This is a genomic window from Sodalis sp. dw_96 (assembly GCF_018449575.1).
GTDB lineage: Bacteria > Pseudomonadota > Gammaproteobacteria > Enterobacterales > Enterobacteriaceae > Acerihabitans.
The window spans coordinates 1-20,583 of the sequence record NZ_JAAVUT010000012.1 but is presented as its reverse complement, the minus strand read 5'-3'; the positions used below and the strand labels follow the sequence as shown (position 1 = coordinate 20,583).

Genomic DNA, 20,583 nt, shown 5'->3' with positions numbered 1-20,583 from the left:
GGATAGGCAATGAAATACATTATCTCCATACTGGCCGTTTCCGTTCTGTTCTCTGCCTCTTCTTTTGCGGCAAAGCAGATTACCCGCGAAGAGTCCGCTAATTACACCAAAATTGGCGATCTGTCTCTTACGCAGACGGGCACACCTTCCATAGGCCATAAAAAACTGGCAAAAGAAGCAAATAAAAAATGTTGGGCATCGGGCAACGTAAAAGCACGTGATTGCTTCTATCTCATTGTCGATAGGTCAGGTCACGAGTCGGATCATAAAACCGTTCATGCTGAAGTCTTCAAAAAATAATGTCTCAAAGCTTCCCGTCTTAGCGTGTTAAAACTTACTGCATCTGTATTTGTTTAAGCCTGGTCTTAACGTTGTAAGGTATTTAAACAAGTATATGTCTAGTGACATCTGGCTTGAAATTTCTAAGCCAGATGCGTCTAACATCAAGTAATGTTCCCATCGGCGCCCGTGCATGGCACAACTTCAGCTAATGCTTCCGTTCATCGGCTCTATGTGCTTTCAATGGTTATGAAATTGACCGGATAACGCTGCTACCCGTCAATAGAATGCCACTGCCGGTGCTTGCTGGTTCAAAACGATCCACGCCTTGATAAAAATTCCTCTTGTACATGATGCAAGCTAATGTATTTAATATAAAACGCTTGCGCATCGTTACCACAGCCGCCGCTCAGCTCAACGTTGAAGCGTTTTACACGGTGTACCGTAAAGCCTCGTCCTTAGGGCGGGGAGGATGTCAAAAACGACGATACCGCATTTTTAATAAGGCAACGCTTACCGGAGAAAAAGATGGCCTTCGCCTATCCATTCTATCTAATTGAAAACCGGCTCGCCAACGGGCGCACACTTACCTCCACCCCAGCGGGAGAGCCATTCTGAAGGCGGAACTCTCCGTGGCCGAAGCTCGCCGTATTGCACTTACGGCGCAGGGCTTCAATGGGATGCGCAGCCACCAGGCCGTCGGCGCGGCGCAGCTGCGCAAGGGCGTGGAAAGGCTCGGCCTGCTTCAGATCGACAGTGTGAATATTCTTGTGCGCGCGCACTATATGCCGCTCTTCTCACGCTTGGGTTCCTACGAACCGGCGTTACTCGACGCGCTGTCGGCAGCCAGACCCAGGCGCTTCTTCGAATATTGGGGGCACGAGGCGTCCATGCTGCCCATTGACTGCCAACCGTTGTTGCGCTGGCGTATGGACCGGGCGCTTCAAGGTCAGGGGGTGTGGCGACAACTCGAGCCCTTTGCCGGGGAGAAACGGGGTGAGGCCGATGCCCTGCTTGCCCGCATCGGGGCAGAGGGGCCGCTGGCCGCATCCGATGTGGCAGGCAGCCGGGCCGCAAAGGGCATGTGGATGTGGAGTGCCGCCAAGCATGCGCTGGAATGGCTGTTTTGGGCGGGGCTGTTGGCCTCGACACACCGCCGGGGCAGCTTTGAGCGCGTGTACGACCTCACAGAAAGGGTGTTGCCACGGGCTATCCTGCAACTCCCCACGCCAAGCGGCGTTGATGCCCGGCGAGCTCTAATCGCGCGCTCTGGGCACGCCCTGGGCATTGCGACGGCAGACGACCTTCGCGACTACTATCGCATCCCCGCGCCGGACGCCCGGCTGCCCATCGAACAGTTGGTGGAAGAGGGAACCCTCATCCCTGTGCAAGTGCGTGGCTGGCGGCAACAGGCCTATCTGCACAAAGATGCCCGCGCCGGCCGCAAGCTCGATGGCGCGGCGCTGCTGTCGCCCTTCGATCCGCTCATTTGGCACCGTCCGCGAACCGAGAGGTTATTCGGTTTCCGCTATCGCCTCGAAATCTATACACCTGCCCACAAGCGCGAGCATGGCTATTACGTGCTGCCCTTCCTGCTGGATGGCGCGATCGTTGCCCGCGTGGACCTGAAGGCGGATCGCAAAACCGGCACCCTTAAGGTCCAGCGAGCGCACATTGAGCCCGGCGCGCCGCAATACACGGTGGAACGGCTTATCGGGGAGCTTCGCCTGATGGCGTTATGGCTCGGATTATCAGGTCTGGCCATTGCCCAGGCAGCGGCCGTCCACCCTCTCTTCTCGGCCCTGCCCATCGCGGAATAGGCGAGGGTTGAGCTGGCATCTCCGCCATCCAAAGGAGATTGCATGAATGAGCAACCGGTAAGAAGCGCTAAAACCGACATCCTGCGGATAGACTACCTTGGTTCTCTGCTAACGAACATCGAAGCATATAAAGTCATGTACGAATTTTGGGTTTTTAACGTAAGCGTACTTTCACCGCCGAGGCGGTGGCCACCTCCGCAAGGGGCGCTCGGTGCAAGACGGTGGAGGTCATCGGCGGCACGACAAACGCGGCCCCACCGGCCAATAACGCCATGGCGATAATCACCAAGGGGGTGATGCGATCGTGTAAAAACAGCATGCCGAGATAGCCACAGGCGCTTAGCATTAACCCGATGATCATCTGTTTTTTGCCCCCCAATGCGCCATCAGCCTACCGGAGAGTATATTGCCGGCCATCAGGCAGACCGCCAGCGGCAGCAGCGCCATACCGGTGCGCAAAGGGGAAAAATGCACATGGCGCTGCAGCTCCAGGCTCAGGGCATAGATGCCGCCGAAGTAACATACGTTAATCATCATGCCGGTAAAATTGGCGATATTAAATCCGGAATCCTGAAACAGGGATGGCGGGATCAGCGGCGAAACTGAGCGCCTTTCCACCACGATAAAACCGACCGCGCCCGCCAGGAAAATACCTGCGGCAAGTTGGATTAAGCTGCTGGTCCATCCCAGGACAGGCAGTTCTATCAGTAGATAACTTAAGGCGGCCAGCGTCGTTATACCGAGTCCTTGTCCCGCCATATCAAAAGCCCGCTCGCGGCCGCCGTGAACCCGAGGCAACAGACGAAACGCCGCCAGCAGGCCGCATAGTCCGATGGGGATATTGATCAGAAAAACGCTGCGCCAGCCGAAATAATTAACAAGAAAACCGCCCAATACCGGTCCCGCCGCGGCGGCAAGGGAAACGATGGCGCCAAACAGGCCGATAACACGTTGCCTGGGTGCGTTATCCGGCCAGATAAAGGGCATGAGCGCAAAGGATGCGGGGATAAATAACGCCGCGCCCATGCCCTATGTATTAGCCCCCTGATGATCCATACCAGTTGACCCGCCTAAAATTAGAGGTAGGCTTAGAGCTATGTTTAAAACTGTTCGAAGGGTATGGATTAACAAGAGTTTAATTCAGGAAGAGGTATGCCTATAAGGGGTCAAAAATGGCTATCTAAAAAAGAGGCCGATTAAGATATACCTAATCAGCCCTTAGTATGCCTTATATGGCGTGGTCTATAAGTCATTATTTCTTAGTGCCGCCTTTTCCTTTAGACTTATCGCCTTTTTTATCATCACTTTTATCCTTATCGGATGCCTTTGCTTTTTCGGCCGGCTTCTCTTTTGCAGGCGCTTTTTCTTTTGTTGGAGCAAACGCTCTCTTACCTTCTTGATATATAGCCATTTTAACTCCAATATATTACGTAAAATTTCAGGATGAGTTATGAATTAAATTGCTAATTAGCTTGATGTCAATGCTATGCATTTAATCGCACTCACTTAAATGAGTTTAGTCATAGAGTGAGCTAACACAAATTTATTTTGCGATCTATTTAACACTATGCAACATTGGCAGAGTTATTTTTACGATAATTGTCACATATCAAAAAAACTTAGAGGAGGGACACCGGTCTTAACCGATGTCCCAATCATTTGCTATCACGGTCAAATGCCGTAATCACTCTCATCTGTTAACGCAATAAACAGTAGCTTATTCGATTATCCGCAGTTCTACTGTGCGGCCCTGATCGAACCAGGTTTCTATGCCCGCTACTTTCAGCTCGAGTTTGCCGTCAATCACTTCGCCAATATACGAAATAGGTAACGGTTCATCCGCCGTATCATCGCCGTACACCACGCAGAATTGCTGACGCGGGCTGTAAAAACAGACCGAGCCGGCGCTGCTGCCGAATTTTTCGCGCCGTTCTTTACCCACTTCCTGCGTCAGATAGCGGTTTTCCCACGGCGCCACGATTGGCAGGGTGAAGAACACCATATCGCCAATCAATTTGCCATGCTGCAGCATGGTGACCATCGGGAGTTTTTCCCGCAGCTCTTTGGCCAATTTAGGCACTTTGTCTTCCCACACTTCGATGGTACAAACATCTACGCCGGCTACTGCCATTTTCAATTTCATTATCTTAATTCCTTGTTTCTAAGCGATGTAAATTTAATCAGGCCGTTTTTTTACGACGGAAGCCATCTCCCAGTCCCCAGGGAAGAATAAAATCGACCCACATATGTAACCGGTTGGCGTAGCTGAGCATGGCGTAGGTCAGACGCAGCAGTTCATCAATGCTGGTACAATTGATCGCTGTGTCCACGTAAATTTTGGTGACCTCGGCCGCTTCCGGCAGACTGACGAAGTCAAAGAAGTCAGCCTTATAGCCAATAATTTGTTTAATCAAGGCTTGCAGGGTTTTCAGGTCGGCCTGGGTATCTTCCGCCACGCGGATAATCCCCCACAACATCTCATCCGCCAGCGTACGGGTTTCACCCTCAGCGAAAATGATGGTACTGAGATATTGTCCCCGGGCACCGGTTCTGCGCGGAATTTCACCTCTGCCCAGCGCCATGACATCGTCGGGACTGGTCAGCCAAATTCTCTGGCGTTCACTTTCAAAGTGATGAATAGCTTCATCTAAAGTCATAACTCACTCCTATTCTCGATAAAAACAACAATCATGATTGTTGCCGCCTAACGTACATGTGACAAAAACTCCCTGGCGCGTTCGCTGGCCGGGTTATCAAACAGTTGCTGGGGCGGAGCGCATTCAATGATGGTTCCCTGATCCATAAATGCCACCCGGTCACAAACCTCTCTGGCAAAACTCATTTCATGGGTGACCACAATCATGGTCATGCCCTCAGAGGCCAGAGACTTCATGACTTCCAATACCTCACCCACCAATTCAGGATCCAGAGCCGACGTCGGCTCATCGAACAGCATCAGCTTAGGGCGCATGGCCAGCGCGCGGGCAATCGCCACACGCTGCTGCTGTCCCCCTGAAAGCTGTGCGGGGTAAGCCAGTTCCTTATGGGCAAGGCCCACTTTGTTCAGTAATTCCTTGGCATAGTCCGACGCCTCGCGAACAGATTGTCTTTTGACCTGCACCGGGGCTTCGATAATATTTTCCAGCACGTTTTTGTGTTGAAAAAGATTAAAGCGTTGGAACACCATCCCTATTTCTGAACGTTTGCCGGAAATTTCCGCCTCGCTCAACTCATAAAGATATTTGCCTTCACGGCGATAGCCAATGAACTCATTGTCGACCGTAAGATAACCCGAAGAAATTTTGGTCAAATGATTGATACAGCGCAGGAGCGTCGACTTTCCTGACCCCGAGGGGCCAATCAAGCTTATGACTTCCCCTTTGGCAACGGAAAGATTGATGTCTTGCAATATATATTGGTCATCAATTTCTTTGGCCACCTTCACGGCCTCTACCATTAATGGGCTCATGATCTCCCCTTGTTAGCGGCGGAGGACAAAATACCGCGTCCGTAATAGCGCTCGATGCGCGACTGCATCACGCTTAAAAACGACGTCAGCAGCAGGTACCAGAAACAGCTCACCAAGAGCAGTGGGATCGTCTCGAATGTTCTGGAATAGATTCCCTGCGCCGAATAAAGCAGATCGGATAATGAGATTACGCTGACTAATGAGGTAGTTTTTAACATGCCGATGGTTTCATTACCCGTGGGGGGAATAATGGTGCGCATCGCCTGCGGTAATACAATTCTGAACATCAGCCTGGTGCGAGTCATGCCGAGCGCCCTGGCCGCTTCTTCCTGCCCGTCGTCCACCGACGCAATGCCGGCGCGCACGATTTCGGCCATATAGGCCCCTTCATTCAGGGCCAAGCCCAGAATGGCCGCCGCAAAAGGGGTAATCACGCTGTTGGTGGGAAATTTGAAAAATACAATATCCAGAAACGGCACGCTGAGATTGATACTGGGAAACAGCGCCGCCAGGTTATACCAGAATATCAGTTGAACCAAAACGGGGGTTCCGCGGAAAAACCAAATATACAGTCGGGCGAGTTTGGACACGATGGAAATATCGGAAAATCGACATACCGCCAGGATAATGCCGAGCGCGATACCCAGAACCATGCATACCACCGTCAACCACAAAGTGGTAACCAGTCCACTCAGGATGGTGGGAGAAAAGAGATAATGGGCCACCACATCCCAGCCGAACCGAGTATTGAATATGACCCCGTCAATTAAAAAAATAGCGATGAGCAAAGATACCGCAATGGAAAGATACTTAGCGTTACTCTTTCTGGGTACTATGATCAGCTCATCATGCTGTATATGATTTCTCTCGTACTTCGTCATACTCAATTTCATAACGATATGTTCACTCAATCATTTCATGCAAAGTACTATGACCATCAATAAAAGATAGCCACTCGATATCTTATGGTTTCGGATCCGGCAAGGGCTTAGAGGCGGCTAAATTAATGCCTGGCTCTTCAATCGCCAACGGAGAAATGCTCCATTTCGCCATGATCTTGGCATAGGAACCATCGGCCTTGACTTCTTGCAGCGCGGCCAGCAGGACTTTCGCCAGAGCCATATTGTCTTTGCCAACCACCATGCCGTTATAATATTTCGGCAGTAAAGGATTGGTCTCGATACGAATCGGGCGGGGTGCCACAGCCTTTATGGATTCTACCGCCGCCAGGTTATTCAAAACGAAATCCACCCGGCCGGAATATAAGGCAAGTAACACCGCTTCGCCCGAAGGATATTCATTCACGGTAATTTTGGGCAGACCGGCCGCGACGCAATGTGGCGTCATGACGTCGTTCACGACCTTGGTAAAATCGAATCCTTGCTGAATACCTACCGTCATACCGCAAACCGATTTCGGATCTGAAGTGATGGTTTTATTTTCCTGCAGGGTATAAACAGCGCCGGTGGCGTAGGCATCTACCACAAAATTGACTTTCTTTTCGCGTTCCAGATTATCCGAGATGCATTCAGATGCGATATCGTATCGGCTGCTTTGCACACCCGGGATCAGGCCGTCAAAAGCAATAGAGTCCACTTTATAAGAGATACCCAGCTTTTGGCTGATGGCATTCCACAGATCGGGCTCGTAACCAACAATGGTTTTGTTATCGCTCGCGAAGGATTGGCATGGGGGATAATGAGCATCCGTGGCAATCGTAATTACGCCGCTTTCACGTATGGACTGCGGCAGTTGGTCATGCAGGCTTTTATTGGCCTTTGACGCCGGGATACCGGAACCCACAACTTCCTTGTTGATACCTTCGGCTAAGGTGTTATAAGAACACAATAATGAAATGACCAGCGCCGTTGTACTAAACTTATTCATACATTTATTCTCACTTGGAATTCGAGTTTAATTTAAACGTTTCACCAAAACATCTTCACTGCAATGTCTCTATCAGAAGGCAAAATTCCCATTAATTCCCACATCATTGCTTCACGCAATAACGTACGCCAAGGCATACCGGTAATGCCCTCAAGTCAGGAAATAGAAATATCTTCATGATTTATTATAAAAACCGCTATCCCTCATTAAATTGGATTAATGATTGAGAAAATATCTTTGTTCCATCTACGGAATGCTTTCACATCCTATTTAAACTTTTTCATCTCTCTTCCTCTTCGATGTCAGGGTTAGAGTTCACTAATCGGTATACCGGTTTACCAATCTTGCCGCCTTCTGCTTGTAAATGCGGCTAACTGAAATCCCTGGAGTCGATTGACTAATCCTGTCTATACAATCTTATGTAAGCAAGAGGTATGCCAACGTGAAACTGCCCTCTATGACTGGGTTTAACCGGCTCTGCATCGCCAAACTGTGCAATAAATGCCCCAAAATAGTGCGTTAATACATCGATTGGCACCAAATATGAACAAAATGGCTGCGGAGACCCTTGCTACGCTAGCCGGGCTTATGACATACGCTTACATATCAGCGGGAACGACATATTGCGTTCAGTGAGATTCCGTTGCAGCATGCAGACTCGGCGCAATTTTGGCGAATATATCGCCACTCGTGTTTTAAAAACCATGTCCCCCCTACGCATCCCCTAACTGAGCATTGTGATATGAATGGTGCAGAATCAGGAAGTAAGACGGTGAGTCCCGATTTCCAGAGCCACCTTGCGGATCTTGAGGCCCAGGGCCTGCTTGTTCGCATCGATCGTCCGATCAATAAGGATACCGAGCTGCATCCTTTGGTTCGTTGCCAGTTTATCGGCGGTATCGCCGAGGACGATCGCCGGGCCTTTCTTTTTACCAACGTCGTCGACTCCACCGGCCGCCGCTACGATATGCCGGTGGCAGTGGGCGCATTTGCCGCATCGCCGCACATTTATGCGTTGGGCATTGGTCGTGCGATAGAGGATATCGGCGCTGACTGGCTCAATGCCATAAAAAATCCCATCCCGCCGGTTACGGTCACTGCGCCGCCTTGCCAGGAGGTCGTCATCAAGGGTGATGAACTCAGGCGGCCCGGCGGGGGTCTGGCGGCGCTGCCGGTGCCGATTTCCACGCCGGGCTTCGACGCCGCGCCGTATCTTACCGCTACCCTGTGCATCACCGCCGATCCCGATAGCGGGGTACGCAACATCGGCACCTATCGGGCCGCCCTGAAGAGCCCAAATCGTCTTGGGGTGCGGATGTCGTCGCGCATCGGTGGCGCCGGCGGATATCTCCATTGGTGTAAATACCGCGATCGGGGAGAGCGCATGCCCTGCGCCATCGTTATCGGCGCCGCGCCGGTAGTGATGTATACCGGCCCGGAGAAGCTGGCTATCGATCAGGATGAACTGTCGGTGGCCGGCGCCCTCGCCGGCACGGCAATCAGAACCGCATGGGGGGTAACTGTTGATCTTGAAGTCCCCGCCGATGCGGAAATCGTCATTGAAGGATTTATCGATACCCATCTGCTTGAGCCCGAAGGGCCGTTTGGCGAGAGTAACGGCTACGTTGCCCTGGAGGACTTTAATATGTCCATGGAGGTGACCGCCATTACCCACCGGCGGGCGCCCGTGTTCGCCTCCATGATAAGCCAGGTTTCTCCCAGCGAATCCAGCGTCATCAAGAAACTGGCCCTGGAACCTCTGTTCCTGAACCATCTGCGCGACCATCTGTCCATTAAAAGCGCTCTGCGGGTGGTGATGCATGAGCCGCTGAGCAATTTGCGGCCGATCATCTTTGTCCAGTTTGCCAACAGCACTCCCAAGAGCGAAATCTGGAGAGGTCTACAGGGCACCGCCGCCCGTCAGGCCGATAGCGGCAAAATGGTTATCGCGGTGAGCGAAGATATTGAGCCGGAACATACCGACGCGGTGATGTGGTCCCTGGCCTATCGCTGCAATCCCATCGAAGACGTGCATATCGAACCCTACCGTTCCGGCGGGCATTCCCCCAAATCGGGACCGGCCCATGCCGATTCCACCCTGCTTATCGATGCGACGCTGAAATATCCCATGGCGCCCCTCGCCTTGCCGGGACGGGAATATATGGAACGGGCGCAGGCGCTGTGGCGGGAGCTCAACCTGCCCGCCCTGACCCCGCGCTCACCTTGGTATGGTTATTCCTTGGGCGACTGGAATGATATATGGCAGGGGTTCGCCCGCAACGCCGTCGCGGGGGAGTGGGCGAAAAATGGCGAGAATACCTGGCAACGGCGGCGCGGCGGACTGACGCCGGAGACGCCGGCGCGCTTGGTTGAAACCGACAAGAAGTCCGATGAATAGGCGCGATCTTTACCTAAAGCCGCCGTATATGCGCTCAATTTATTCTGCGCTTTATCGCTTGGCTATCCGCCTTACGGACCAACGGCGAAATCCGTTCAAAATGTGAATAACCGATAATGGTATAAAGGATATCGGTAATCATCAGTTGAGAAAGACGGCCGGTCATGGAATCACTGGAAAACACCGTGGTTTTGGCCGAGTAGGTCAAGGTCAGGTCCGCCAGCCTTGCCAGCGGTGAAAAGGGATCATGGGTAAGGGCCAGGGTGGTGGCCCCGGCCTGTGCGGCGCTGCCGATTGCCGCCACCACCGGTTCGCTTCTGCCGGTATGGCTGATACCCATGGCGAGATCGCCGCTCCTTAGTCCCGCCGATGAAATCATCATCAGATCGTTATCGGAATAACAGGCCACCGGCAGCCCCAGCTTGAGAAATTTATGCCGTAAGTCAACGCACACCGTGGCGCTTCCCCCGATACCGTAGATATCAATTCTGCCGGCCTGTGCGATAAACTGCGCCGCCGCCAGCAGCGCATCGGTATTTAGCATCTTTTGAGTATCGTTCATGGATTGGGTGGTGGCCGCCACCAGCTTATCCCGTATGACGCCGACCTCGTCGCTGACTTTTAACGCCTCTCCCGAGGCGGGAGGCGGAATCAATACCAGGTCCTTGGCAAGCCACACACGCAGCTGTGAAAAACCGCTATAACCGCTGTTTTGCGCCAACCGGGTCACCGTGGCGACACTCACTTCCGCCGCCGTGGCCAGCTCAGAAATAGTGCAATGAATGGCGCTGTCGGCATGGGACAGGATGTAATCCGCCAGTTTTCGCTCGGAGGGCGTCAATGAGGAACGGACGGTTTCAAGACGCAAACGAACTTTTTCCAAAGGCACCAGAATGTCACTCATGAAGGACCGCTCGTGTTGTGCTCATGTTCTTGAGACAGGGTTAGGAAGGCGCGCGCAACTTTATAGAAGTCAGTATAGAAAAAGATAACTGAAGTTAATGTGATCGCTTTCTTAAGCATACAGGCGCCTTTGCAGCAGTACGGTCATTAAGCGTTTTTAGTAGACGCAAGCGGTGTTCAAATATCTCAACACCAGTTTTTGAATAAAAAAACGTTACCGCAATTCGTCCAATCGCTGTTGCAGCATCCCAATCATATGCTTATCAAAATCCGCCTGCCGTTCAAGGGCGATTTTATACTTTTCATGGGCGCTCGAATTGGGATAAACCGTCCGGTTTATCGGAAATTCAATCTTGCCAATCTGGCCCTGTTTTTCCAACACCAGCAGTGCCGCCCCGCGCAACGATCCCTCCTCCACATCCGAGACATCGATGGGTTCCCCCAGGCAATCGGCCACAATCTGCGGCCAAACGGCAGAACGTAAAAATCCGGCGCCGGTGGCGATAATGCGCCGTTTTCCCGGCCATGCCCGTTCCAGCCGGTTTTTCAGGAAGGCAAAACGTAAACCGACGCTTTCCAGCATTGCACGATAGATGTCCACCGGCGTGGTGGCCGCCGTGATACCGGTAATAGATGCGGTACGCCCTTCTGACCACTGCGGACTGCGGGAACCCAAAAAATAGGGCAACACGCACAGGCCATGGGCATCCGGTTCCAGGTTCGCCACCCGTTCATCAATATTTTCTCCGGTTTCCTTATCCAGTAACCGATTGGCCCAGGCGGCGGCGTTTCCTCCTTCCGACAGGGCCATCCCCCCGGCGAACCGTCGGTCATCGACGCGGTAACACCACAGCCCCGCATCGGACAGCGTCGCGCTGTCCGCCGGCCATACCACCCGCATGGATCCGCTGGTGCCCAACATCAATACCAACGAATCAAGATTATTCGCCCCGGCGCCAATATTGGAACAGGCGCCGTCGCCCCATGCCGGATACCAGGGGATGACGGCGAGCCGGGGCCAGCGCTCTCCCCAGGGTGATAGCAATCCCCGCTGCGGATCATCAGAAATAGGCGGCAGCTGCGTCGGTTGGATGCGGGCGATACCCATGGCTTCCCGGGACCACGTTTTTTGGTTGAGATCGCACAACCCGCTGCCGGAGGCCATGGAAATAGAGGTGCCGATGCGGCCAAAAAGGCGGAGAAACAGCAGGTCGGCGGCGGATAGCCAATAACGGGTATCGTCAAAAGCCGTTTCATGCTGAGCCGCCAGCCAGCGCAGGCGCGCCGGCCAATAGCTGGAGTGCACCGGACATCCCGTCACGGAATGGAGATGTCGGGCGATGCCGGAATATTTCAACGCGGCGGCTTCATGGGCGGAGCGGCCATCCGCCCAGGTGATAATGGGAAAGGTGGCGGCATGCTTATCGTTTATTCCCGTCAGGCTATGCCAAAAGGTGCTGATGCCCACCGCGGTAATGTCCAGCCGTTCCGGCGTAATAGACATCAGCTCATCCAGGGCATCGAACAGGTCATCAAACAGGGCATCGGCATCCAGAGTTGCCTTGCCCATGGCGTCGGTATCCAGACTGTAGCTCCGACGAATACATTGCCCGCTTTGGCGACCATTGACGTCAAACAGGGCCGCACGGAGCGAAGACGAGCCAATGTCGATAGCCAATACATGTTGAGTGATGTGCGTCATCCGGCCCCCTTAAGACTTTACCGGCGGCCGGAAACAGGCCAGCATCACCGAGCCAATCACAAATTGAGTGATGTGCGTCATCCGGCCTCCTTAAGACTTTACCGGCGGCCGGAAACAGGCCAGCATCACCGAGCCAATCACAAAGGAAGCGCAAAGGAATAACAAACCAGCCCGCGGCGTCCCGGTCCAGTCCACCAGCATGCCGACGATCCAGGGGCCGAAGAAGCCGCCCAGATTCCCCACGGAGTTAATGGCGGCCAGGCCGACAGCGGCGGAAAGACCTGACAAGAAAGCCGTCGGGATGGTCCACCACACTGCAATATAGCCATAAGCGGCGACGGCTATCAGGCATAGCCAAAGCATGGAAAACCAGGTATTGGTGGTAATGGATAATAAAAACATGCCCACGGCCCCGATAAGAATCACCGTAACCACATGCCACTTCCGCTCCATGGTTTTGTCCGAATGCCAACCGTTGATAAGCATAGCCACTCCCCCCGCCACGGTCGGGATCACCACCAGAAAACCAATAACGGTATTGGAAAAATGCGCCTGGAAACCTTTGATAAGAGTGGGCATCCAGAAAGTAATGCCGTAAATGGCCATGACAATCCAGACATAGGTAATGGCTAAATAAAGAATATGTTTATTGCCCAGAATTTTCCACCAATGCAATGGCTGAGTCGTTGAGTTCGCCGCTTCAATCTCCAACTCCTTTTTAACCCAGGCTTTCTCATCGGCGGAGAGCCATTTAACCTCCTGCGGGGTATCGCTGAGGACAAAAAAAGTCGCGATGCCGAGCAGTATGGCGGGAATGGCTTCCAGTAAAATCATCCAACGCCAGCCGGAGAAATTCAGCCAGTGGATATGGTCCATAATAATCCCGCTCAGGGGCGCGCCCAGGCAATTGCATACGATTTGCGCCAGGAAAAATGTCGCCATGGCGCCGGCACGGTGACGGCGCGGGAACCAGTACGTCAAATAAAAGGCGATACCCGGGAAAAAACCGGCTTCCGCCGCGCCTAACAAGAAACGTAATATATATAAGTGATAAATTCCCGTGGCGAAAGCGGTCAAGAACGCCACGAATCCCCAAGAGATCAATATACGGGCAATCCATTTTCGCGCGCCGAATTTATGTAAAGCCACATTGCTAGGCACTTCAAATATAAAATAACCTATAAAGAAAATACTGGCCACCATACCGAATTGGCTACCGGTTATTTTAAGCTCGCCGTTCATTTGCAGCGCGGCATAGCTGATATTGGTACGGTCTAAATAAGCGATAGCATACAGAACAAGTAAAAAAGGAATGAGCCTCCAACGCATCTTTTTCAAGGTGGATTCTTCGATCGGTGTCACAGCAGGCAGAGTATTTTTTTGGGATATGATCTGGCTCAAGATATCCTCCTGATATTGTTTTTTTTGAAGACATCTCCCCGAATAATATTCAGGGGTAGGGTTGGTAAAACGTTCAAATATTATTTATTGCAAATTGGCATGCCGCTTATTAAGGTCGGCGTCTGTTTGTCCGCGCAAATGTTGAATACGCCAGGCAATGGCATCGCCGGCAATTAACAGAGATTGTTCAAAAAGCGACCCTGCATGCTGTTCGGTGGCCACCTCGGTTCTAGCCGGTATCAGGATATGAAAATCCGTCTCAATCTGTGGCGCGGGCGTGGAACTGACCAGCACCACCTTCGCCCCAGCCTTGCGGGCCGCCGCAATATGGGAGAGCGTCACGGTGGTTTTCGCCGATGAGGAAACCGCCACTAATAATTCATTTTTTTCCATGGCGGGCGTATTACTCTCCCCGGCAACATAGACATTAATACCGATATGCATCAGGCGGATGGCAATAGCTTTTACCATCAGGCCCGAGCGTCCCTGGCCGCTAAAAAATACCCGGGATGTTTGATGGATAAGATCCGCCAGGTGATTTAATTGTTCGGCATCCAGGGTACCTCTTATATGGTCGAGTTCGCAGACGATAGCTCTGATTCTGTCCTTCACGCCGTAGGGAGACATTATTTATCCTCACTCTTTTTAACCGCATGACCGCCAATAACACCCCGCAGGGCGGCAATGCTTTTAATCGTCGGGGAATCCTCCTGCTGCGAGCGGAACCTTGCCTGCAAGGCGGCGCTGATGGTCGGCGTAGGAACCCGTAATCTGATGGCTTCTTCAACCGTCCAGCGCCCCATGCCGGAATCGGCGGCGTACCCTTTCACGTCTTTAAGGGAAACATCCGGCGTTAATGCTTCAATGAGTTTTTCCAAAAGATGGGAACGAATGGAGCAACCGTTTTGCCAGGCCTCCATGGTCGCCAGGACATCGACGTCAATATCCGAGGCCGCCAATAACTCATACCCTTCGCCGTAAGCCTGCATCAAGGCATATTCCACGCCGTTATGAACGGCTTTGGTGAAGTGGCCCGCGCCGTTATTGCCGACTCGCGCCCAGGCGCCCTTAGCGGCCAATGCCTCAAACAGAGGCGCGAGATATTCAAATACCCGCTCGGAGGCACCCACCAAGAGACCACACCCTTCCCTTGCGCCTTGCGTCCCGCCGCTGACCCCGGCATCAACAAAAATAATGCCGTTCTCCCCCAGGCTGCGGGCGCGGCGAAGGGTGTCCCTAAAATCGGAGTTACCGCCGTCGACGACAATATCTCCTTTGCTCAAAAGCGGCTTAAGGGTGGAAATGACCCGCTCGGTGGCATCGCCCGGCGGGGTCATTATCCACAGCGTGCGGGGAAGCGGTAATAAAGTCAGGGCCTCTTCAATGCTGGGACAAACGATAATATTATGATTTTTCGCCTCTTCCAACGCGGTAGGATTCATATCCACCGCCACCACCTCATGACCGGCGTTGTTTAAACGCCGAACCATGGCCCCGCCCATTTTACCCAAACCAATAAAACCAAGTTTCATGACACATCCTTTTCTTCGCCCGCAAGATTATTTTGACGTTACTCCGATGTTGCCTTTCAAGTAAAGAAGTAAATAAATTTCAACTTAAGTTTCATTTCTGTAAATAAATATCTGCGGACGAACTTCTGCGTTTCTATTATTTAAATGCGATCAATGTCTCATTATTTTCTCTTAGTTTTTTTCATAAAAAAATTGAAATTAAAAAACAGAATTGAAGTATGACGGGTCTATCGCTATTTTGCGCAGCGGCCGCGATGACGAGACAACAGCCCAGCGAGATCGTCTGGCGACGAGATAGCAATACAATGCAGACAAGCCGCACATGGAAAAATAATCATGACGGCTTTTTATAGAGTCATATCAGCCTCATGCTCATATGACTCACTATTTTATCAGTGCTGCATATCTTTTCTGATCATATCCAGGACTTTCAAATTCATGATGCTCTCGTCCAGGGATAACAGAGGCGCGGAGGGATCAAGCACGGCATCGGAAAAATGGGTGATTTCCGCCTTATAACGGTCCGACTCCGCCACCGGAATGGCGCGCACGCCTTCCGCCTGGTGTAAATAGACTTCGCCAGCATCATCCAAAAAGGTATTATCGATCCGCAGCATTCCCTTGGTGCCGATGATTTCCGCATAAATACGTGAAAAAGCGTTAAACCCACAATGAATATTGGCAATCAATCCATCATCGTATTGCAGGAGGGCCGATAGGTTGTTATCCACGCCCTGCTCTGTTTCCATTATTGCTTTGCAACGCAGCGGCAGGCGTCCGGTGACCATGCCGACAAAATTGACCGGATAACAACCGACATCATACAGTGCGCCGCCGCCCAGCTCAGGGTTGGCTTTAATGGTGTTGGGCCGGTCCAGCAAGAAGCGGAAAGAAGCATTGATATGGCGAAGTTCACCCAGAACGCCGCTATCCAATATCTCTTTCACCACCTGCATGCGATCGGTGTAGCGATACATAAACGCTTCCATCAAAATCCTCTGGTGCGCTTCGGCCACCTGCTGCATCTCTTGCGCTTCGGCAGCGGTTAACCCCAAGGGTTTTTCACACAGCACATGCTTGCCGGCTTTCAGCGCCTTGATCACCCATTGTTTATGCAGTGAATTGGGTAATGGGATATATACCGCCTGAATGTCTTTATCGGCCAAAAGGGCATCATAACTGTCATAGGTCCGTTCCCATTCTTTGGCAGGCAATTCACTTGCGTTGCGCGAGGCTACCCCTAACAGACGGGCGTTAGCCGCTCTTCCGATGGCCGGGATAACGGAAAGTCTTGCGATACGGGCATAACCGAGCACGCCCCAATTTACGATACCAGTCATCTGATTTCCCTCACATGCTAAGTTATATTTAATTGATAAATAATGATTTTATAGAATGACTCTGAACACCGCTTCAGCAGGCCGGCGCGACATCGCCTATGGTAGTTCAAATGTATGACTTATGGTGTGACAGCTTATGCAGATTTATTGTACCAATTAAATTATTTATCATATAGGTGAGGACTTTTTATCGAGCGCCGTCGCATTTTTCATCGCTGCGAAGACCGGCACCAAGACGACACAAACACAAATGGTTTTGTTGGATAAGTATTTATTATGTAAACTGATAATTCATTAAATTAGCATTGAATTATTATGTAAACCTTTCCTTTCAATGAAATCAATCTTTATTCAAAACCTCAAGATATTTAAGATATGCATAGACACGATGCCGTTTATGGCCCGTAATCTCGGCGATTAAATGCTGGTCCTTTTCCAAAACGGTTAACACCTTACCTGCGGTGGCGGCGGTCAATCCGGTTCGCTCAACCAGCTTACTGATGCTGGCAATGGGGTACTCGAAGAAAGCATCCAAAATCAGATTAGCTGACCCCGACAAACGGCCGAGACCGGATAATAATGCCTTATGCTCAATATGCAGCAGGTTAAGTTCTTTGGTCATTTCAATAGCCTGAGCCGCTGTAGCGGCAACAGCATCGACAAAAAACAACAACCATTCTTCCCAATCTCCGGTTATTCTTGTCTGCTGCAAACGCTCATAATAGATATGGCGGTGCTTTTTAAAAAAAACGGATAAATAGAGCAACGGCTGCTGCAAAACCTTAGCTTCCACCAGGATTAGCGGTATCAGCAAACGACCCAAACGGCCATTACCATCCATAAAGGGATGTATGGTTTCAAATTGAGCATGGACTAAAGCGGCTTTGATCAAAGGATCGGTTGCCTCGGGTTGATCATTGATAAATTTTTCCAACTCGCTCCAACATTCGCCCAAAGCGTGGCCGGGTGGAGGAACAAAAGCGGCCTCATCGGCCCTATGGCCGCCAATCCAAACTTGATTTTGCCTGAATTCACCGGGTCCGCGGCTGAGGCCTCGGCCAGACGTCATTAGAGCCTGATGCATTTCTGTGAGCAATCGAAATGTAATCGGATATCCTTCATTGATACGCTGGACGCCAAGATAAAGTGCATTTACATAACATGACACCTCCTGCACATCATCCATGGGTACGCCAGGAGAGCCTTCCATCTCAAACAGCATCAAGTCGTTTAAGGAAGATTGTGTCCCTTCTATTTGCGAGGACATAACGGCCTCTTTGCGCACATAACTATAGAGAAAAAGCTTAGTATCAGGCAGCAACATGCCGATAGCGTCCAGGCGGCCCAATGCACGGTTGGCATCATTGACCCTTTTTTGCAATTTGCTATCGATTTGCAGCGCCGGCGAGGGCGGCAGCGCGTGGGGAATAAATGCCTGACAGCTGACGCTGCCCGCTATGCTGGGAACATAATGACCGGTTAGCCCGCGTTGCATAGGATCTCCTTAACGAAGTTAAAATTAGTTACATTCTTATTTTAACTTAAGCCCTAACTTAAAATTAGTTACATTCTTATTTTAGTTTCTAATGGGAATTATCACTATAGTAACAAAATAAGAAGGTTACGTTTTTGTCAGAAAAATCTTCATAATAGCGACAAATCCGCTACCGCGGATCAGGAGCTTAAGTCTTTCCTCAGCCATAACGGAAAGCTTCTTGCGCACCATCAGACGGCAGCGCCTCCGCGAGAGGCGGTGATCACTGCCTGATAAAGATGTCATCTATGGTTCGTTTTGACCGCTCGTTTTTGGCGTTTGCCAATCTGGCGTTTCTGGAATGCTGCGGTGCAGCCAGGGGGCATAAACAATCGGACAAAACCGATGAAAGGTAGCATTCGCCAGGCTCAAACCGATAAGATCGCGCTGTAAATCTGCATCGCCGTCACCGCATCGATGGCAAAGCCCGAGAATAGCAGGTAATTAATATCATTAATTTAAACAAATAGTACATGATCAAGATTAGTTATAATGCACATAAAGCATAACTTGAAAGGGTATTTACCCTAGTCAGGATTGCTCTATTTTTTGTTAACTATTTAAATATATAAAAGAAAACAATAGAATAAGGATATATAAAATTATCCAGGATAAACCTTGAACTAGGGTGCAGACTGAGGCTAGACTTGATTAAACGATACAAAAAGGACAAGAGATTTTTGTATCAAGTGACATAATTATATCATTAAACAATCCCAGGGAGGCGAGTGCGGCTACAAGCGTAAAAAATCAGATCATCTTCGCGGACTTTTCGGATGATGATAGCTACGATCCCCGCGGAATTCCCGAGCTGATTATTGACGGTAGTCTATTAGGAAAATTACAGATCTCAAATGCGCAGGAAGGAATATGGCGTATGAACATGGAGCAGTTCTCTACATTTCTAAGCGCTTTACACCGAGATAGTCATATCGCATTTAGAGATAAGCGGGGCCAGTGGAAACAACCGGGGCGCTGCCCATTGATTCGTGGGGGATGGAACATGGAAAAGGCTGGCACGAACATCGAAGGTAGTAACTCAATAAAAATTGAAAAATCGAGATACAATGATTTTTATCAGAATGATGAGGCATTTGTATGAAAAAAAGTATTCTAGGTATGTTAATGATCATAACTACAAATTGTTTTGCAAATGAAAATATTTTATTTTTTTGTACAACGGATGAAGGAGACTCTATATCAGCGCAAGAATTTGGAAACAAACTGGAACTTAAAATAAACAGCTTAATATTTTTTTCCGATGAAGATATAAAGCAAATAAAAGAAAGATATTTAAAGAGTATAAAAAAAATTCCTGAATATAATGTCATATCATTCCATGTTAAAGAGGTCGAATATAATCTCGGCTCATTTAAAACCACAGCAAATCAGGCCGAGCCGAGTAGCAAGTTATTTACATTTTCGAATAAAAAAATACCCATAAAAGAGATCTATTGTTCATTCGGTGAAGATAACAATAAATTTGAAATTTGGAAAAACGAACATTAGCCTATATTTTACTTAGTAATGATATCCTATTATTTATATTAGAAATTTTTTCAACATCTCCCGAATTTTCATATAGATACAACGCACGCTGATAAGCGTTAAGAGCTTCGCTTTTATCCTTCGTTGTACCTACTGCTTCCTTTCTATTAGGGTCGTGATATGCCCCCCAGCTGTACGCATAGACTCGATTATTATAAATCGCACTGCTCTCAAACTGGAATTTTCCGTCAACCATTAAAATATTCATATGTTGGGCCCGAAGTACCTCAACAGCTTTGTTAAAATAATTGGCTCTATCTTTGTATCCATTAAACCCTCCATTAATACGCGCCGTTACCATATTGAAATCATCAGTTTGTGCGTATTTGTTTATTTTCTTGTTATCATATTTTATATAAAACCAAAAGGCAGATGTAACACAGTGGGGAGACGAAAGTAATTTATCCCTACAAGCACTATTAGAGATAAAATCCTCACCGACTGAAATACCATATGCCTGATAGGCACTTTGAAAAGTTAATTGAATTAACCCCCGCCCATACCATGGCGCATAACTTTTTTTCTCACCATGAGTCTCTTTAGTGAGCCTTAATCCGCCACTTTCATGACAAACCTGCGCCAGAAAATGTGCTTTTTCCCTACAAGAGTTCATTCCATATTGTTTAAATCCGTTGTTGAAGGCTTGAATATAATTTTCGAGTATGCCTTTATTAGCGTCAGGCGCAATGGCGCACAGCTCATCAAGAGTGATATCCCTGTTACAAGCACAGGTACTGGCGCCACTCTCCGAAATCGCATCCAAAAACACT

General features: G+C 50.1%; 20 protein-coding genes and 1 pseudogene. 5 read left to right on the top strand and 16 right to left on the bottom strand.

The features are described 5' to 3' along the window. Nucleotides 1-9 precede the first annotated feature (9 nt). Entirely contained in the window at nucleotides 10-300 is a 291-nt protein-coding gene (locus HB631_RS17405) for a hypothetical protein (protein WP_213992446.1), read from the top strand. Between the two features lie 611 nt (nucleotides 301-911). Then, nucleotides 912-2,099 (top strand): crosslink repair DNA glycosylase YcaQ family protein, encoded by a 1,188-nt coding sequence (locus HB631_RS17400; RefSeq protein ID WP_213992445.1) that lies wholly within the window; start codon nucleotides 912-914, stop codon nucleotides 2,097-2,099. A 154-nt stretch (nucleotides 2,100-2,253) separates the two neighbouring features. Here the strand turns inward: HB631_RS17400 and HB631_RS17395 are convergent, their stop codons facing one another. The 8 genes from HB631_RS17395 to HB631_RS17360 form a co-directional block, all read right to left on the bottom strand. Next, nucleotides 2,254-2,460, bottom strand: coding sequence for a hypothetical protein (locus tag HB631_RS17395; protein ID WP_213992444.1), 207 nt, complete (start codon nucleotides 2,458-2,460; stop codon nucleotides 2,254-2,256). Further along, nucleotides 2,457-3,125: an MFS transporter gene (locus tag HB631_RS17390; protein ID WP_213992443.1), complete on the bottom strand. Its 669-nt coding sequence runs from the start codon at nucleotides 3,123-3,125 to the stop codon at nucleotides 2,457-2,459. Before HB631_RS17390 ends, HB631_RS17395 begins: the two co-directional genes overlap by 4 nt. 226 nt (nucleotides 3,126-3,351) lie before the next feature. Continuing rightward, nucleotides 3,352-3,510 carry a hypothetical protein gene (locus tag HB631_RS17385; RefSeq protein WP_213992442.1) on the bottom strand — a complete coding sequence of 53 codons (159 nt, stop codon included), beginning with the start codon at nucleotides 3,508-3,510 and terminating at the stop codon, nucleotides 3,352-3,354. Between the two features lie 306 nt (nucleotides 3,511-3,816). Continuing rightward, the gene (locus tag HB631_RS17380; protein ID WP_213992441.1) at nucleotides 3,817-4,242 is read right to left on the bottom strand and encodes a DUF3830 family protein; all 426 of its coding nucleotides are present in this window, start codon (nucleotides 4,240-4,242) and stop codon (nucleotides 3,817-3,819) included. 37 nt (nucleotides 4,243-4,279) lie between these two features. After that, the gene (locus tag HB631_RS17375; protein WP_213992440.1) at nucleotides 4,280-4,756 is read right to left on the bottom strand and encodes a hypothetical protein; all 477 of its coding nucleotides are present in this window, start codon (nucleotides 4,754-4,756) and stop codon (nucleotides 4,280-4,282) included. 47 nt (nucleotides 4,757-4,803) lie between these two features. Further along, the gene (locus HB631_RS17370; protein WP_275955695.1) at nucleotides 4,804-5,568 is read right to left on the bottom strand and encodes an amino acid ABC transporter ATP-binding protein; all 765 of its coding nucleotides are present in this window, start codon (nucleotides 5,566-5,568) and stop codon (nucleotides 4,804-4,806) included. Beyond that, a complete protein-coding gene (locus tag HB631_RS17365) occupies nucleotides 5,565-6,449 on the bottom strand; it encodes an amino acid ABC transporter permease (protein WP_255557079.1) in 885 nt (294 codons plus the stop codon). The genes HB631_RS17370 and HB631_RS17365 overlap by 4 nt, the downstream gene beginning before the upstream one ends. 82 nt (nucleotides 6,450-6,531) lie before the next feature. Then, nucleotides 6,532-7,455, bottom strand: a complete 924-nt coding sequence (locus HB631_RS17360; protein WP_213992438.1) for an ABC transporter substrate-binding protein — start codon at nucleotides 7,453-7,455, stop codon at nucleotides 6,532-6,534. A gap of 742 nt (nucleotides 7,456-8,197) precedes the next feature. On the opposite strand from HB631_RS17360, the gene HB631_RS17355 reads away from it, so the two are divergent. Further along, the gene (locus HB631_RS17355; RefSeq protein ID WP_213992437.1) at nucleotides 8,198-9,853 is read left to right on the top strand and encodes a UbiD family decarboxylase; all 1,656 of its coding nucleotides are present in this window, start codon (nucleotides 8,198-8,200) and stop codon (nucleotides 9,851-9,853) included. A gap of 34 nt (nucleotides 9,854-9,887) precedes the next feature. Here HB631_RS17355 and HB631_RS17350 read toward each other — a convergent pair whose 3' ends face one another. The 7 genes from HB631_RS17350 to HB631_RS17320 all read right to left on the bottom strand — a co-directional run bounded on the left by HB631_RS17350 (nucleotide 9,888) and on the right by HB631_RS17320 (nucleotide 18,226). Further along, entirely contained in the window at nucleotides 9,888-10,757 is an 870-nt protein-coding gene (locus HB631_RS17350; RefSeq protein ID WP_213992436.1) for a MurR/RpiR family transcriptional regulator, read from the bottom strand. 213 nt (nucleotides 10,758-10,970) lie between these two features. After that, the gene (locus HB631_RS17345) at nucleotides 10,971-12,458 is read right to left on the bottom strand and encodes a gluconokinase (RefSeq protein WP_213992435.1); all 1,488 of its coding nucleotides are present in this window, start codon (nucleotides 12,456-12,458) and stop codon (nucleotides 10,971-10,973) included. A 90-nt stretch (nucleotides 12,459-12,548) separates the two neighbouring features. Continuing rightward, entirely contained in the window at nucleotides 12,549-13,859 is a 1,311-nt protein-coding gene (locus HB631_RS17340; protein WP_213992434.1) for an MFS transporter, read from the bottom strand. A gap of 84 nt (nucleotides 13,860-13,943) precedes the next feature. Then, nucleotides 13,944-14,486, bottom strand: a complete 543-nt coding sequence (locus HB631_RS17335) for an SIS domain-containing protein (RefSeq protein WP_213992433.1) — start codon at nucleotides 14,484-14,486, stop codon at nucleotides 13,944-13,946. Next, nucleotides 14,486-15,391, bottom strand: coding sequence for a phosphogluconate dehydrogenase (NAD(+)-dependent, decarboxylating) (gene gnd, locus HB631_RS17330; RefSeq protein ID WP_213992432.1), 906 nt, complete (start codon nucleotides 15,389-15,391; stop codon nucleotides 14,486-14,488). Before gnd ends, HB631_RS17335 begins: the two co-directional genes overlap by 1 nt. 392 nt (nucleotides 15,392-15,783) lie before the next feature. Next, the gene (locus HB631_RS17325; protein WP_213992431.1) at nucleotides 15,784-16,731 is read right to left on the bottom strand and encodes a Gfo/Idh/MocA family oxidoreductase; all 948 of its coding nucleotides are present in this window, start codon (nucleotides 16,729-16,731) and stop codon (nucleotides 15,784-15,786) included. 340 nt (nucleotides 16,732-17,071) lie between these two features. Further along, on the bottom strand, nucleotides 17,072-18,226 hold the full coding sequence (locus HB631_RS17320) for a Fic family protein (RefSeq protein WP_213992430.1): 1,155 nt from the start codon (nucleotides 18,224-18,226) through the stop codon (nucleotides 17,072-17,074). A gap of 916 nt (nucleotides 18,227-19,142) precedes the next feature. On the opposite strand from HB631_RS17320, the gene HB631_RS17315 reads away from it, so the two are divergent. Continuing rightward, nucleotides 19,143-19,367, top strand: a complete 225-nt coding sequence (locus HB631_RS17315) for a hypothetical protein (protein ID WP_213992429.1) — start codon at nucleotides 19,143-19,145, stop codon at nucleotides 19,365-19,367. Next, nucleotides 19,364-19,774 carry a hypothetical protein gene (locus tag HB631_RS17310; RefSeq protein ID WP_213992428.1) on the top strand — a complete coding sequence of 137 codons (411 nt, stop codon included), beginning with the start codon at nucleotides 19,364-19,366 and terminating at the stop codon, nucleotides 19,772-19,774. Before HB631_RS17315 ends, HB631_RS17310 begins: the two co-directional genes overlap by 4 nt. Before the next feature lies 1 nt (nucleotide 19,775). On the opposite strand, the pseudogene HB631_RS17305 reads toward HB631_RS17310, so the two are convergent. Continuing rightward, nucleotides 19,776-20,583 (bottom strand): annotated as a pseudogene (locus tag HB631_RS17305) (hypothetical protein); the annotation flags it as partial.